Below are 15,760 nucleotides of genomic sequence, written 5' to 3' on the forward strand. Positions count from 1 at the left end.
TGTGCTGCAATAGCGAAGGGACTCATGGTACCATAGATGAAAGCAATCAATAATGATAATAAAACTCATTTATATTCAATTAAATAATGGATTGGTATGTTACGGATTTCACACCCTGGCACACAGCCCGTTCCTGCCCCCCGGGAGCGTCTTATTGGCGGCACTCCCCGCTCATTTCGCCGCAGGCTGTTTGGCCTGCTGATTGCCTTTTGTGCATTGCTGGTCGTGATGTTACTCAGCCTGTCACTTGGCGCTAAATCTATTCCCTTCGACACGGTTATCCAGGCGCTGAACGGCCAGTGCAGCGGTGCAGACTGCACCATAATTACCAATGCCAGGCTGCCACGTACACTGGTGGGCGTGCTGGCCGGTATCGCACTGGGCCTGTCCGGCGTACTGATGCAAACCCTCACCCGCAACCCCCTGGCCGATCCGGGCATTCTCGGGGTTAATGCCGGTGCGGGCTTTGCCGTGGTACTGGGGATCACCTTCTTTGGTGCTGCCGAGGTCAGCCAATATCTGTGGTTTGCCTTTGCCGGTGCGATGTTCGCTGCGCTGCTGGTGGCGCTAATAGGCGCTTTGGGCGGCAGCAGCCTTAACCCGGTACGTCTGACGCTGGCCGGTGTCGCGCTGGCCGCGGTGCTGGAGGGCATGACCTCCGGGATTTCCCTGCTGAACCCACTGGTGTTCGATCAGCTCCGTTTTTGGCAGGCCGGTTCGCTGGATATTCAAAATATGCAGGTGGTGCGTACCGTGGCCCTGCCGATCCTGCTGGGTACGCTGATTACCCTGTGGATGAGCAAGTCACTGAACAGCCTGAGCATGGGTAATGAATTGGCCACCGCACTGGGCACCGGTATCGTGCGTACCCAGTTGCTGGGTCTGCTGGCGATTACCTTGCTGTGTGGTGGTGCCACTGCCGCCGTCGGCCCGATTGCCTTTGTCGGTCTGATGATGCCGCACATCGCCCGGCGGCTGGCCGGTTCCGAGCTGCACTGGATGCTGCCATGGACGCTGGTATTGACCCCGATCCTGCTGTTGAGCGCCGATCTGATCGGCCGCTTCCTGGTGGCCGGTGAACTGCGCGTTTCCATCGTCACCGCTCTGATTGGCGCACCGCTGCTGATCATGTTGGTGCGGCAACGCCATATGTTCAGGAGGCAGCGCTAATGTCGATGTCCGCGGCCCGCCTGATGGCCAACCACAAACTACGCGCCCTTTCGCGTCCGGCGCTGACTGCGCTGCTACTGTTGCTGGCCGTGCTGGCGCTGGCGATTTACGCGCTGGGTTCCGGTGCTCTGTCACTGACCGCCTCGCAGGTGATCGACGCCTTGCGCGGTGAAGGCCCGGCCAACCTGGCGGTGATCGTCACCCAATGGCGTTTACCACGCGTGGTGATGGCGCTGCTGCTGGGGGCGGCACTGGGCATCAGCGGTGCCATTTTCCAGTCGATACTGCGCAACCCGCTCGGCAGTCCGGACGTGATTGGCTTTAATACCGGCGCTTACAGCGGCGTGCTGGTGGCCATAGTGCTGTTTAACGGCGGCGTTATCGGCATCACTTCCGGGGCGCTGGTCGGGGGTCTGTTGACCGCCGCGCTGATTTATCTGCTGGCCTGGCGCAACGGCGTCGAGTCTTTCCGTTTGATTATCGTCGGCATTGCCGTCCGCGCCCTGCTGGTGGCGGGCAATACCTGGCTGATCATCAGCGCCTCGCTGGAATCCGCCATGACCGCCGGACTGTGGAGCGCCGGTTCACTCAACGGCGTGAACTGGGCGAAAAGCCTGCCGGTGTTGGTGGTGTTCGCGCTGTGCTGCTTACTGTTGCTGACCCTGTCCCGCCGCATGCGGCTGCTGGAAATGGGTGATGATACCGCCTGCGCACTCGGCGTACCGGTAGAACGCTCGCGCGTTATGCTGCTGCTGATCGGCGTGTTGCTGACGGCCGCCGCGACCGCCGTGGCCGGGCCGATCTCCTTTATTGCGCTGGTGGCTCCGCAGATTGCACGACGCCTGTGCGCCAACCGCAGCGTACTGCTGCTGACCGCCTTGATCGGTGCCCTGTTGTTGCTGCTCGCCGATGTCGTTGCACAGCGCCTGTTTATGCCTTATCAGCTGCCGGTCGGGGTGTTGACCGTCAGCCTGGGCGGCATTTATCTGATTTGGCTATTAATCCGTGAGTCACGTAAAAAATGAATGCTGAACCCCTGCAGCCCGCGCCGTTACGCGCCGAACATCTGACGCTCGGCTACGACAAAAAAATTGTCGCCAGCGACCTGTCCGTCTCTATCCCGCACGGCGAACTGACGGTGATTATCGGGCCGAACGCCTGCGGTAAATCGACCCTGTTACGCACCCTCAGCCGCCTGATGCAACCGCAGGCCGGCGCAGTCTGGCTGAACGGCAAACAAATCAGCGAATACGCCACCAAAGAGGTGGCACGCCAGTTGGGGTTGTTGCCACAAAGCTCGACCGCACCGGGTGATATCACCGTGTTTGATCTGGTGGCCCGTGGTCGCTATCCGCATCAGCGCCTGTTCAGTCGCTGGAGTGAGGAGGATCAACAAGCGGTAGACCAGGCGATGTGCTCTACCGGCGTATTCGAGCTGGCCGAACAACCGGTCGATACGCTCTCCGGCGGACAACGTCAGCGGGTGTGGATCGCGATGGTGCTGGCGCAGCAAACGCCACTGCTGCTGCTGGATGAGCCGACCACCTGGCTGGATATCACCCACCAGATTGACCTGCTGGAGCTGATGCGTCAGTTAAACCGTGAAAACGGCCATACGCTGGTGGTGGTGCTGCACGATCTCAACCATGCCTGCCGCTACGCCACGCATCTGATTGCCATGCGCAATGGCAAGGTGGTGGCCGAAGGGGCGCCGAAGGACATTGTGACCGCAGAACTGATCGAAGAGGTGTACGGCCTGCGCTGCATGATCATTGACGATCCGGTCTCGCACACGCCGCTGGTGGTACCACTGGGTAAGTCATAGATATTGTAGGGGCCCAGCATGCTGGGCCCGCATTAATCGGGGCGAATGTATTCGCCCCCTACCGTCACTGGGGATTACAGCGCTCTTAGAATCCGGTTCAGCAACGGCCCTAACACCTTGAACGACGCCGGTGACACGATATCTACGTGGGCACAATCCAGCTCATGCACCTGCAAGGCATCCACGTATTGCGACCAGGTCTGCTGCACGTCCATCCCTTCCTGCAACGTCTGACGCGCGACAAACAGCGTCGCCTGCCCTTTAAAGTTCGCCGTATGAGTCGCTGAAAGCAGGCGCACCGAATCGGCATAGTTGGCTTCGATATTATCGAACATCGCCACACGGGTTTCGCCCAATGCCGGATCCAACGCATCCTCGGAAACTGCCAGGAACTGCTGACGTTCGCGCTGGACTTCTTTCAGTACGTTGTCATCCAGCATCACGTCCCAGTTCTGGGTTTCCGGCGGATAGGTATCCAGCAGCCCAAGGAAGGCTACCTCTTCACCCCGCGCCTGCAATCTGGCGGCGATACCCTGCGCCAGCGTGCCACCCAGTGAGTAACCGATAAAGTGGTACGGGCCCTGCGGCTGCACCTGCAATACCGTCTCCAGATGTGCGTCGCAGACCTGATCCATATCCTCGCTCAGCGCCAACGGACCCTCTGGCCGTGGTGACTGAATACCCACCAGCGACCAATGCTGATCGATATAGCGCGGCAATACGCTGAACTGCCAGGAGAATCCGGATGCCGGATGCAGACAGAACAACGTTGGGCCTTCCGTGGTACGTAATGGCAGTACGCTGTCAAAACCGGTCCGATCGGCCTCTTCCTGCGTGCGTTCTTCCGCCAGCAGCTGCGCCAGTTGTTCCACCCGGGAAGCCACCATCACCTGCCCTACCGAGACCGCTTTACCCAGCTCACGGCGCAGCTCCGCCGCCAGACGCATCGCCAGCAGCGAGTGACCACCGAGGGCAAAGAAATCGTCGTCGGCAAACACGGTTTCACGCTGCAGCAGACGGGCGAACACCGCAGCAATCGCCGTTTCCAGCCCGGCTTCAGGTTCACGCCCGGCGGCTCTGACGCCGCTCTGTGGTTGCGGCAACGCTTTGCGATCCAGCTTGCCATTGGCACTCAGCGGCAAGGATCCCATCTCGACCAACGCCACCGGCACCATATGCGGCGGCAAACGATCGGTCAGCGCGGCTCGCAGCACCTCCAGATCTAGGCGCACACCGGACTGCGCCACCAGATAGCCTACCAGTTGGCGGGCATCGCCACCGGCCGGATCTATCGGCGTATTATCCAGCACCAGCGCATGAGTCACCGCTTGCTTGATCCCCGGCAGTGACAGCAACGCATGATCGATTTCACTCAGTTCTATACGTTGGCCACGAATTTTTAACTGATCGTCGCTGCGGCCGAGGTATTCCACTTCGCCCCCCGGTAACCAGCGTGCGACGTCACCCGTGCGATACATCCGCCCACCGTCACCTTCCGGATCGGCCACAAAGCGGCTGGCGGTCAGTTCTGGTCGGCCCAGATAGCCGTGCGCCAGCTGTACACCGGTGAGATACAAATCACCCGCGACACCCGGCGGCACCGGCCGCAAGCGTGCGTCGAGAATGCGCAGACAGGTGTTCCATACCGGCAGACCAATAGGCACGTTAGCCCCGGTGACGGCGGCCAACGCCTCGCCCCAGGCCGGATGCCAGGTGACATCCACTGCCGCTTCGGTCGGGCCGTACAGGTTATGCAACGGCACCCCGCTGCGGCTTTGCCACAGGCGGCACAGCTCGGCCGGCAAGGCTTCACCACTGCAGAACACCTGCCGCAACGGCGCACAACACGCCACCGCCTGCCGAGTGTCCAATGCACCGACAAAGGCCGCCAGCATCGAAGGCACAAAGTGCATAGTGGTGACCCGATATCGGTCAATCAGTTGCAGCAGCTGTTCCGGATCGCGATGCGCTTCCGGCGGTGCCATCACCAACTGGGCACCCACCATCAACGGCCAGAAGAACTCCCATACCGAGACGTCAAAACTGCAAGGGGTTTTCTGCAACACCACATCGCCCGCAGCCATCGGATACTGATGCTGCATCCACAGCAGACGGTTGACGATCGCCTGATGCCCCACCAGCACGCCTTTCGGCCGCCCGGTTGAGCCGGAGGTAAAGATAATGTAGGCCGGATGATGCGGCGTTGGCCCACTGAGCACCACGTCCGCCGCACTGTTTGCGGCCAGCGGTGCGTCATACAGCAAGATCTCACCCTGGCCGGCAAAACGCGCTTGCTGGCTGGCTTCGGTGATAATCAGGCGTGGTGCGGCATCTTCCAGCATCATGCTGAGGCGTTCGTCAGGATAACCGGTGTCCAGCGGCAAATAAGCCGCCCCGGCCTCGACGATGGCCATTAATGCCAGCGACAAAAACACCGACCGTGGCAAGGCAACGGCGACGATATCGCCGGGCTGCACGCCCTGTGCCGTCAGTTGACGCGCTAACGCAGTGACCTGTTCACGGGTCTCGCGGTAGTTGAATTGGTATTGCGCATCGGCCAGCGCCGGGGCATCCGGGGTTTTCTGCGCCTGTTGCGCCAACAGGCCGCTGAGGGTTTGCGGCACCACCGGATGAGCGGTGTCGTTAACCCGGGCCAACAATTGGCGATCCTGCTCGGTGAGCAAATCGGCTTCACCGATCGGCATCTGTGGTTGTGCCGCAAACTGGCGCAGCAACAGCGGCAGGCGTTGCAGATGCGCCGCCAGCTCATCCGGCTGATAACGCTCGGCATTGGCCAGCAGATCAACCTTCAGCGTACCGGCCTCATCGAGGTACAACGCGATTTCCAGGTCACGCACCGGCCCGGAGGCCAGCTCATGGGTAATACCTTCGATATCACCGAAATCCAATTGGAAATCGAACATCTTAAAGTTGAAAACGGTGCCGTACAGCGGCTGGGCATCGCCAATCCGCCCCAGATCACGCTGCACCTGTTCCGCCTCGTAACGCTGATGACGACGGACGCTTTTCAGCTCTCGGCCGATATTGCCGGCGACTTCGCTCAGCGTAGCCTGAGGGTCGAGGTGCATTTCGATCGGCAATACGTTAATCACCGGCCCGTTGGCGCACAGTGCCGCCGAACCGGTGCGGCGCATAAAGATAAAACCGGCGCTGAAGCTGGCGTGGCCGCTCAGACGAGACACCCACAACGCCACCAATGCCAGCGCCATATCAGCCACGCTGAACTGCTGCTGACCGGCGTTCACCAGTTGACTAAAGTCCTGGCGGTCACACAGCTGTGATAACCGATGAATGCGGGTGGTCGGCGTTTGGCCGGCCAACGGCTGTGGACAGAGCGTGGCCGGGGTCGGCAACTGCTGCGCCTTGTTCAGCCAAAAGGCCGCGTCGCGCTGGCAGGTAGGCGACTGGGCGTAGCGTTGATACTCTTCAACCACTTCGCTGAAGGCGCTAAACGGCGTCGGGTCCGGCTGTTCATTACGCAACGTTCGGGTATAAATATGGGCAATTCTGCGGGCAATGGCGGTGAAACTGAAGCCATCGACCAAAATATGGTGATAACGCTGATACCAGAACCAGCGCTGATCCGACAGGCGGATCAACATATGGCGGTACAGCGCATTGCCGCTGCCGATGCGTAAATCACCGGACATATCCAGTTGCATCAAGGCGCGTGCTGCAACGGCTGCGTCAGGAGAATCACGCAGGTCAATAAACTCGACCGGCAGGATCGCCAGCGCCGGGTCATGCCACTGCATCGGCACCCCGTCACGTTCTGCAAAACGGAACTGCAGGGTATCCACTTCGGACAACCCCTGCGCGATCGCCTGTAGCAGACAATCCTGGTCCAGCGGGCCGTTCAGCTCAATATAGTGGGAAACCGCGTAAGCATTGGCATGCGGTGAAATTTGATCGGCAACCCAGATCCCGGGCTGCGCGGCGACCAAAGGCAGCTCAGTGGCGAGCTGCTGTTCGGACGATAATAAAATACTGTCTGACAAGGGACTGACTCCTGTTTTCGGGACTGATGCCATCACGCCTTACGCAGTGATGCGGGCCGCATATCCTGCCAATGTTGTTCCAGCCACAGCACGCACAGCGGCCGGGCCGCCGGGCCGAATACCGGCGTCCACCCCGCCGGTACTGCGCTGAAATCCGGCCACAGGCTGTATTGCCGTTGGTCATTCTGCACAATCAGGCAGATTTGTTGTTCGTCATCGAACGGGTTCAGAGTTTCCATCACGGACTCCTTGGACAGTGAAGGTTAGCTTGGCCAAAGGAGCAGGAACTTGATCCGCCCACAGCGCCTGTAGCCCATCGATCAGACCGCCACGCCAGCACAGGTAATCATGCCCCCCCGCGACCACCCGGTATTGCACCCGATGTCCGGCGTCACGCAGCAATGCCGCCATTTGGTCGTTCACCCGGTGCGCTACTTTTTCGTGCACGCCGGCCTCCATAAACACCTTCAACTTACCCTTGCCGACGCCCTGCTCAACCTGATGCAGCAACCAGCCGGCATCGGCGGGTATCTCTTCACGCTGATACATATCGCGACGTGGCCACCAGAAGGAGCCAGACTGGCTGATAACGCCGCCAAAGCACTGTGGCCAGTGCAAGCCGGCATACAGCGATGACAGGCCGCCAAAACTCTGGCCGCACACTAACGTCGTGGCAGGATCACGGCTGTGAGGTGCCCATTCAGCCACCTGCGGCAGCAGTTCTTCTTGCACCGCCAGCCAGAAATCTTCATTGCAGGCCAGTTCCTGGCTACGGTGTTTGAGGCTGATGATGTCGATCAGCAGATAAACCGCTTCCGGCAGTTTGCCTTCGCGGGTCAACTGCATCAGCGGATCCCAGACCGGCATGTTGCTCGACCAGAATTGCCCGTCCAGCATTACCGCCAGCGGCCGTTGCGCCGGGTTGCTGTCGCCGGTGGTGTAAACCCAGACGTTACGGGTATTACCCAGTCGCTCGCTGTGCCAACTGTGACGCTGCAGTCGCGCAGGCGGCGCTGGTGTACAGCGCCCACTGGCCACGGCGTAGCGATCAAAATCCAGCCAGGCCGGTTGCGATGGGGCCTCCGGCATATGCAGCCCGGACAGCACATTGCCGCCAACACCGGTCCATGAACGATGGGGATTAAGCAGATCCTGAGTCGCACCGGCAAACACCTGATGCCACCAGTGACGGATCGAATGCATATTGGCGTGCGCATCGTCACCCCTGTTTTCCAGCGGTCGGTCGTCCATACAGGGGATAAAGCAGTAGCTGCCACGCCAGTCCGCGCTCAGCTCGGTTTGCCAATACCAGACGTCGGTGCCTTCCAGTCGTTGCAGGCTCTGTGGCGGCGACGATTGATGGTGGTCGGTCAGGCAATTGATGTGGATCCAAACGCGTTGATAGGCTGAAGTGAGCTCACATCCCTGCGGATCGCGCCATAAAAATGTGACCTCCCCTCGCCCATCCCCCAGCAGCTCCACCAGCGGCGTGCCGCGTTTGGCGATATTCAGCCACCATCCATGGCGCCCGGCGTGCTTGCTCGATAATAATCTGCTGCTTTCTGACTCGGATTTTGTTTTCAAAACGCCTATTCACTTTTTAGCTGGCAGCTTCAGGAAAGCCGGTAAATTCGCGGCGCGAGGCGCTGCCCAAGAAAACCGTAAACCGAATACTATTGATAATTATTTGCGTTTGCAATAGTGTGTGTAGGCCCGCAAACGGGGCAGGTATTCTTCAACAGGGATGGATACCGGGTTTTAGCGCTGAATCCAATGTCGGTATCGGTGTCGTCGCGTCTCGGCCGGCTGGATTTTTATTTCCGAAAACACAAAAACTACAACCGCCCTTCTCTCCGCCGGTGGCCTACAGCTTGGGTGCCCCGGGAAAGGCAGCAAGGTAGGAACACTCACATGAACCGCAAATTATCTCGTTATTCCTTAGCCACACTCATCGGGTTAGGATTAGGCGCGTCCGCCTTTGCGCACGCCGCACAGCAAACAGAAACCACCGCAGAAACAGACTCCGTCGCCAAAAACAAAAAACAACCCGCTGAAGAAACCATTGTTGTGACCGCCGCCAAGCAGAACCTGCAGGCACCCGGGGTTTCTACCATCAGCGCCGACGAAATCAAAAAGCGCCCACCGGCGCGCGATATCAGCGAACTGATCCGTACCATGCCCGGCGTTAACCTGACCGGCAACTCCACCAGCGGCCAGCGCGGCAACAACCGCCAGATCGATATTCGCGGCATGGGTCCGGAAAATACCCTGATCCTGATCGACGGCAAACCCGCTACCAGCCGTAATTCGGTGCGTCAGGGTTGGCGTGGCGAACGTGATACCCGTGGCGATACCGCCTGGGTGCCACCGGAGATGATTGAACGCATCGAAGTGCTGCGCGGCCCGGCGGCAGCACGCTACGGCAACGGTGCCGCCGGTGGCGTCGTCAACATCATCACCAAGAAGAACACCAAAGAGCTGCACGGCTCGTTAAATGCCTACTTCAACGTACCGCAGCACAAGCAAGAAGGCTCTACCAAGCGTACCGACTTCAGCCTGTCAGGTCCGTTGACCGACGAGCTGAGCTTCCGCCTGTTTGGCGGCTACAGCAAAACTCAGGCCGATGCCTGGGATATCAACGAATCACACAAATCCGCGCGCGTGGGCGCTTATGCCAGCAGCACGCCCTCCGGACGTGAAGGCGTAGAAGACAAAAACATCGATGCCATGCTGCACTGGGACTTTGCTCACTTGCAGTCACTGGAGTTTGAGTATGCCTACGGTCGCCAGGGCAACCTGTATGCCGGGGATACCCAAAACACCAACTCCAACGCGCTGGTGCAAAGCAACTACGGCAAAGAGACCAACCGTATTTACCGTGAAACCTTCGGCCTCAACCACCGTGGTGCCTGGGATAACGGCGTCAGCACCAACAACTATATTCAGTTCGAACGCACGCGTAATACCCGTCTGAACGAAGGCCTGGCCGGCGGTACCGAAGGCATCTTCGATACCAAAAACGAGGGTTTCGGCACCACCAAGCTCGACGATTTCCTGGCGCACAGCGAAGTCAGCGTGCCATTCGAACTGGGCGTGACGCAAACCGCCACGGTCGGGACCGAGTGGAACCAACAGAAGATGAAGGACGGCTCTTCGACCAGCCAAACTCAGATGGGCGGCACCATTCCAGGCCAAGACACCGGCACCCGTAGCCCTTACGCCTCCGCGCATATCTTCTCGCTGTTTGCCGAAGACAATATGGAGCTGACTGACAGCACCATGCTGACACCGGGCCTGCGTTACGACCTGCACTCCGAGGCCGGCAACAACTGGAGCCCGTCACTGAACCTGTCGCAGGAACTGGGCGACTTCTTCACCCTGAAGATGGGCATCGCCCGTGCCTATAAGGCACCAAACCTGTACCAGACCAACCAAAACTATTTGCTCTACAGCAAGGGGCAAGGTTGTTCGTCCAGCGACGTCAAAAATGGCTGTTACCTGCTGGGTAACGACGATCTGAAAGCGGAAACCAGCGTCAACAAAGAGATTGGTCTGGAATTTCATAACGACGGCTGGCTGGCCGGCGTGACCTATTTCCGTAACGACTACCACAACAAAATTGAAGCGGGCAACTCCCGAATCGGCACCAGCAGCACCGGTACCGCCATTTACCAGTGGGAAAACGTGCCTAAAGCGGTAGTACAGGGGCTGGAAGGGTCGTTGAACGTGCCGGTGAGCGAGACCGTTTCCTGGACCAACAACGCCACCTACATGATTGAAAACAAGAATAAGACGACCGGTGATTACCTGTCGATTATTCCTGAGTTCACCATCAACTCGACCCTGAGCTGGCAGGCAACCCAGGAGCTGTCGATGCAATCGACCCTGACCTGGTACGGCCGCCAGAAACCGAAGAAGTATAACTACCAGGGTAAGCCGGTTAGCGGCACCGAAACCAAGGAAGTCAGCCCTTACGCCGTCGTGGGCGCCAGCGCCACCTATGATGTGACCAAGAACATCAGCCTGACCGCCGGTATCGACAACCTGTTCGACAAACGCCAGTTCCGTGAAGGTAACTCGCAGAACGTGGGTGATCCAACCACCGGCGCGATTAACATCGCCGGCGCAGGGGCAGCCACCTACAACGAACCGGGCCGGACTTACTATATGAGCGTGAATACCCATTTCTAATGGTGGGATAAACCGGTCATGATTTCAGGGGCTGCCATGCAGCCCCTTTTTATTATTTCTCCAGCGAGACCTGTTTGAAGATGTGCTTACCAAACGGGTCGATCTCGTAACCTTTCACTTCTTTGCGCACCGGTTCAAAAATGGTTGAGTGGGCAATCATCATTGCCGGCATTTGGTCATGCATCATCACCTGCGCCTGCTGATACATCGCCACCCGTTTGGCGTGGTCATTCTCTTCACGCGCCTGCAAAATCAGCTTATCAAAGGGTGGATAGCACCACTTGGCCGAGTTCGAACCCCCATTGGCCGACACGCAGGTAAACAGCGGGCCGAAGAAGTTATCCGGATCGCCGTTGGCAGTGGTCCAACCCATCAATGCTGCCTGATGTTCACCGTTTTTTATCCGCTGCAGATACTCACCCCACTCGAAGGTGACAATCTTGGCCTTCACGCCGATCTTCGCCCAATCGGCCTGGATCATCTCCGCCATGCGCTTGGCATTCGGGTTGTACGGCCGTTGTACCGGCATCGCCCACAGGTCAATAGCGAAACCCTGGCCCAGCCCGGCCTCCTGCAACAACTGTTTGGCTTTTTCCGGTGAGTACGGATAGTCCTCAATTTTATCATTGCTGCCCCATTGGGTCGGCGGCAGTAGATTCTTCGCCGGCTGCCCCGCGCCGTGGAATACCGCTTCGAGAATAGCCGGCTTGTTCACCGCCAGAGCCAACGCCTGCCGTACCTTGAGGTTATCCAACGGCTTTTTCTGGGTGTTGAACGCCAGGAAACCGATGTTCAACCCGGATTTCTCCATCAACTGGATATTTTTGTCCTCACGCATGCGCGTCAGATCCGCCGGGTTGGGGAATGGCATCACCTGGCATTCATTCTTTTGCAGCTTGGCGAAGCGCACCGCCGCATCCGGGGTGATCGAGAACACCAAGCGGTCAATCTTCGGTTTGCCTTCCCAATACTGGTCGAACGCCTTGTAGAGGATCTTCGCATCCTTCTGGTACTGCACCAACTGGAAGGGACCGGTACCGACAGGATCGTTATCCACCCGCTGCGGGGTGCCGGCTTTCAGCATCGCATCGGCATATTCGGCGGAGAGAATAGTGGCGAAATACATGCCGAGATCGGCCACAAACGGCGCTTCTGCGCGCGAAAGTTCAAAGCGCACGGTGTTGTCATCCACTTTGACAATCTGGTTGATCAGCGAACCAAACTCCATCGATTCGAAGTTGGTGTAAGCCCCGTTGGAGACCTTGTGATAAGGGTTATTGGCATCTTTTTGCCGCATAAAGGAAAAGATGACGTCGTCGGCATTGAAGTCACGGGTGGGAGTAAAGTATTTGTTGCTCTGGAACTTCACGCCTTTACGCAGATGAAAGGTGTAATTCTTGCCGTCTTCGCTCACCTGCCAGCTTTCCGCCAGGCTCGGTTGCAGCTCGACGGTACCGGTTTTGAAATCCACCAGCCGGTTGTAAAGGGTCGCCGAACTGGCATCGACCGTCGGGCCGGAGGTAAACAGCTGCGGATTGAAACCTTCCGGCGAGCTTTCGGAACAATAAACCAGCGTGCTAGCGCGCGCGCCGCCCATCACCGCCAGGGCCAATAATCCCAGCGTCATTGTTATCGCTTTTGCTTTTGATTTCTGATTCATCGTGCCATCCCCAGAGTAAAAAACAGACTCGAGGGATACCAATAAATCATGCAGTTAGGGATGTAAAGAACAAATTCTGAGCATGGAAAACGGGGAGTGCCAGAGGCGGCATTCCCCGTGGTTTAACGACTTGCTGAAATTAAATCATCTGGCTGAAGTTCATCTGCGCCATCAGTTTGTAGTTGTCGGCGTAATCCACCGGAATGGCCACCACGACCGGCCCCTGAATTTCCATCGCCTTACGCAGCATCGGCCGCAAGTCCTCCACAGACTGCACGGCAAACCCGACCGCACCGCAGGCCTCGGCATAGGCTTTAAAGTCGATGGGGCCGAATTCCACCCCGGATTTACGCTGGTATTTGTTCACCTCCTGCATTTCCACCATGTTGTAGGCGTTATCCACCCAAATCACGTGCACGATGTTATTTTTCAGCCGCACCGCGGTTTCCAGCTCCATGCTTGACTGCATAAAACCGCCGTCGCCGGATATCGACACCACTTTATCCCCCGGGCGCACCAGCGCCGCACCGATGGCCCACGGCAACGCCACCCCCATGGTCTGTTGGCCGTTGGAAATCAGTAGCTGGCGCGCGCGGAAACTGTAAAGGTAACGTGCAATCCAGATGTGGAAACTGCCCATGTCCACGCACAGCGTCACGTCGTCGCTGACTATGTCCTGCAACTCTTTCACGATGCGCAACGGGTGGATCGGCATGCCGCCGCGCCGTGCGGCACGTTCCGCCAACTCATTGCGCTGACGCCCCAGATCGCTGAGGATCAGTTCGACCTCCGCCGGTACGCTCACCACGCTGTTAAAGGCTTCGGTCATCATGTCGAGAGTGGCGCTGATATTGCCCACCAGCTCGACGTCCGGGCGATAGCAGGTGTCGATGTCCGCCGGCAGCACGTCGATATGCACCAGTTTCAATCGACCCTGGCTGTTCCACATGCAGGGATCGTACTCGATCGGCCCGTAGCCGACGCTGACCACCAGATCGGCCTTCTGCAATAGCTGGTCGGCAGGTTGGTTGTTGAACAACCCAACACGCCCGGCAAAACGCGCGAAGTGATTGACGTCGATCACCCCGGCCGCCTGATAGGTACCCACCACCGGCATATGGGTGCGATGCAGCAACTGACGCACCGCCTCGCTGTTTTCCGGACGGCTGGCCTGCAGGCCTAACAGCAGCACCGGGCATTTCGCCTGTTGGATCAGTTTAACCGCCGCACCAATATCCTCGGCCGCCGCTGCCCCCATGCGCGGCAATCGGCACCCCGCCAGCACCGGCGCACTGACCGGCTCATTGACGATGTCCATCGGCAGGCTGACGAACGATGCCCCCGGACGGCCAAACTCGGCGTGGCGGAAAGCATTGGCGATCACTTCCGAAATCGCCGAACCGGCATGCACCTCGGCGCAATACTTGGTCACCGGCCGGAACATGCTGACGGTGTCCATGCTCTGGTGGGTTTGCTTCTGGTTATCGGCACGTTTCACCGCCCCGCCAAACGCCACCACCGCATCCCCTTCTGAGGTGGCGGTCGCCAGCCCGGTGATCAGATTGGAACTGCCCGGTCCGGAGGTCACCAGTGCCACCCCGGCCTTGCCGGTCAAACGCCCGACCGCCGCTGCCATAAACGCGGCGTTGGCTTCGTGACGCACCACCACCGTTTCTATCGAGGGGGCGTCCTCCAGCGAATCAAATACCCGATCAATCTTGGCTCCCGGGATGCCGAATACGTAGTTAACCCCCTGCGCTTCCAGATTTTTCACCACTAAATCTGCGCCGCACGCCCAGTTATGGTCTGTTTTTGCCTTGCTCATGGAATACCTCCTGAAAATTAACCCAAGACTGTCGCGGACTTAACCCTCGGCAGAACGAATTGCGCGGTCCAAATCCTCTGGACAGAGGTCGGCGCGCAGAAAATCCGCATCATGCGGCAACTGAAGATTGAGACGGGTGATCACGCCAAATTGCAGGCGACCGTGGTCGAGCTGGTAATCCAGCACGTGGCCGCCGCCGTTGCGATCCTCGGTGACAAAATGTTCGTGATAACCGGCCACGCCAATGCCCTGCATATAGTCAGGCGAGCGGAAACCGACCAGGGTGCCCTGGCAGTGATGAAAGGCAAAGGTTGGCTGCTCCTCTATCGCTTCCAGCATCGGGCGATAGGGGCGTTCCTGGCGGGGTACGGTGCGGGTTTCCACGTGGCTGAATTCGCCGTCAACGCGTACCGCGCAGAACAGATTTGGTGAAGCCACCTGTTCGTCAATGCACTGGTGCAGTTGCGCCTTGGTGATCGGGCGATCAAAGTTTTGGGTAATGCTCGGTTGGAAAAAGGTGACAACGGCAAACGGGGTTTTCTGCTGCAGACTAGCCGGCCGCGCACTGCCGTCGGCACGCAACTGGTGAATTTCCTTGTCGAAGGCGATCAGTTCGCCGTCAAGGTGATTGAAGGTGCCCAGGCCGAAGTTACCGTGCCGGAGCAATTCGGCAATAGTGACCTCCCCTTCGTAAACGCCGCTGATTAACGCGCTCATCAGCGAGATTTGGTAGATCTCGCCCTCCCCAACGCTCAGCGACTGCCTGGCAAACCCTTGCGCCAAATGCTGCGCACAGGAACACCCGTGGTCTTCGTTCATAAACTACTCCTCCACCAGCGCGGAGTGGAATGCCCCGCGCGTTCAAAAATGCTCACCTGAAGGTGAGCAAAGATGTCACCGGCGACGCGTTCAGTTGGAACGATTCAGCCAACGATGACAAAAAAACCGGCACGGCAGGCCGGTGACACCCAAGGTCAACAACGGTTTAGATTCACTAATCATTGTTGTTAAACAGGGTGCCAAATTGAACGGTTAGTCTGGTGTTGAAGCAGTTATCAATACCGCAGGCA

Annotated in this window: 10 protein-coding genes; 4 read left to right on the forward strand and 6 right to left on the reverse strand. The window is 58.5% G+C overall.

Translation table 11 applies throughout. From position 1 onward, the window contains the following. The first annotated feature begins 96 nt into the window (after positions 1-96). From fepD to QOT07_RS18040, 3 genes are read left to right on the forward strand one after another with little or no spacing between them, the layout of a single operon-like run. Complete coding sequence (gene fepD, locus QOT07_RS18030) at positions 97-1,170, forward strand: Fe(3+)-siderophore ABC transporter permease (RefSeq protein ID WP_219016726.1); 1,074 nt, start codon at positions 97-99, stop codon at positions 1,168-1,170. Further along, positions 1,170-2,195: an iron-enterobactin ABC transporter permease gene (gene fepG, locus QOT07_RS18035; RefSeq protein ID WP_283603690.1), complete on the forward strand. Its 1,026-nt coding sequence runs from the start codon at positions 1,170-1,172 to the stop codon at positions 2,193-2,195. The genes fepD and fepG overlap by 1 nt, the downstream gene beginning before the upstream one ends. After that, positions 2,192-2,995, forward strand: a complete 804-nt coding sequence (locus tag QOT07_RS18040) for an ATP-binding cassette domain-containing protein (protein WP_207978924.1) — start codon at positions 2,192-2,194, stop codon at positions 2,993-2,995. Before fepG ends, QOT07_RS18040 begins: the two co-directional genes overlap by 4 nt. A gap of 74 nt (positions 2,996-3,069) precedes the next feature. On the opposite strand, the gene QOT07_RS18045 is transcribed toward QOT07_RS18040, so the two are convergent. The 3 genes from QOT07_RS18045 to fes are packed head-to-tail and all read right to left on the reverse strand — an operon-like array spanning position 3,070 to position 8,598. Beyond that, positions 3,070-7,014, reverse strand: coding sequence for an enterobactin synthase subunit F (locus tag QOT07_RS18045; RefSeq protein ID WP_283603691.1), 3,945 nt, complete (start codon positions 7,012-7,014; stop codon positions 3,070-3,072). 32 nt (positions 7,015-7,046) lie between these two features. Next, positions 7,047-7,253, reverse strand: coding sequence for an MbtH family protein (locus tag QOT07_RS18050; protein ID WP_219016728.1), 207 nt, complete (start codon positions 7,251-7,253; stop codon positions 7,047-7,049). Next, positions 7,228-8,598, reverse strand: coding sequence for an enterochelin esterase (gene fes, locus QOT07_RS18055; RefSeq protein WP_283603692.1), 1,371 nt, complete (start codon positions 8,596-8,598; stop codon positions 7,228-7,230). Before fes ends, QOT07_RS18050 begins: the two co-directional genes overlap by 26 nt. A 327-nt stretch (positions 8,599-8,925) precedes the next feature. On the opposite strand from fes, the gene QOT07_RS18060 reads away from it, so the two are divergent. Then, entirely contained in the window at positions 8,926-11,205 is a 2,280-nt protein-coding gene (locus QOT07_RS18060; RefSeq protein WP_207978929.1) for a TonB-dependent siderophore receptor, read from the forward strand. A 52-nt stretch (positions 11,206-11,257) separates the two neighbouring features. Here the strand turns inward: QOT07_RS18060 and QOT07_RS18065 are convergent, their stop codons facing one another. The 3 genes from QOT07_RS18065 to budA form a co-directional block, all read right to left on the reverse strand. After that, complete coding sequence (locus QOT07_RS18065) at positions 11,258-12,865, reverse strand: ABC transporter substrate-binding protein (protein WP_099063653.1); 1,608 nt, start codon at positions 12,863-12,865, stop codon at positions 11,258-11,260. A gap of 139 nt (positions 12,866-13,004) precedes the next feature. After that, entirely contained in the window at positions 13,005-14,690 is a 1,686-nt protein-coding gene (gene alsS, locus QOT07_RS18070; protein WP_099063652.1) for an acetolactate synthase AlsS, read from the reverse strand. A gap of 39 nt (positions 14,691-14,729) precedes the next feature. After that, positions 14,730-15,509, reverse strand: coding sequence for an acetolactate decarboxylase (gene budA / locus QOT07_RS18075; RefSeq protein ID WP_099063651.1), 780 nt, complete (start codon positions 15,507-15,509; stop codon positions 14,730-14,732). Between the last annotated feature and the right edge of the window lie 251 nt (positions 15,510-15,760).

Origin of the sequence: Serratia proteamaculans (assembly GCF_949794035.1) — a bacterium.
In the GTDB taxonomy this organism is placed as follows: Bacteria; Pseudomonadota; Gammaproteobacteria; order Enterobacterales; family Enterobacteriaceae; genus Serratia; species Serratia proteamaculans.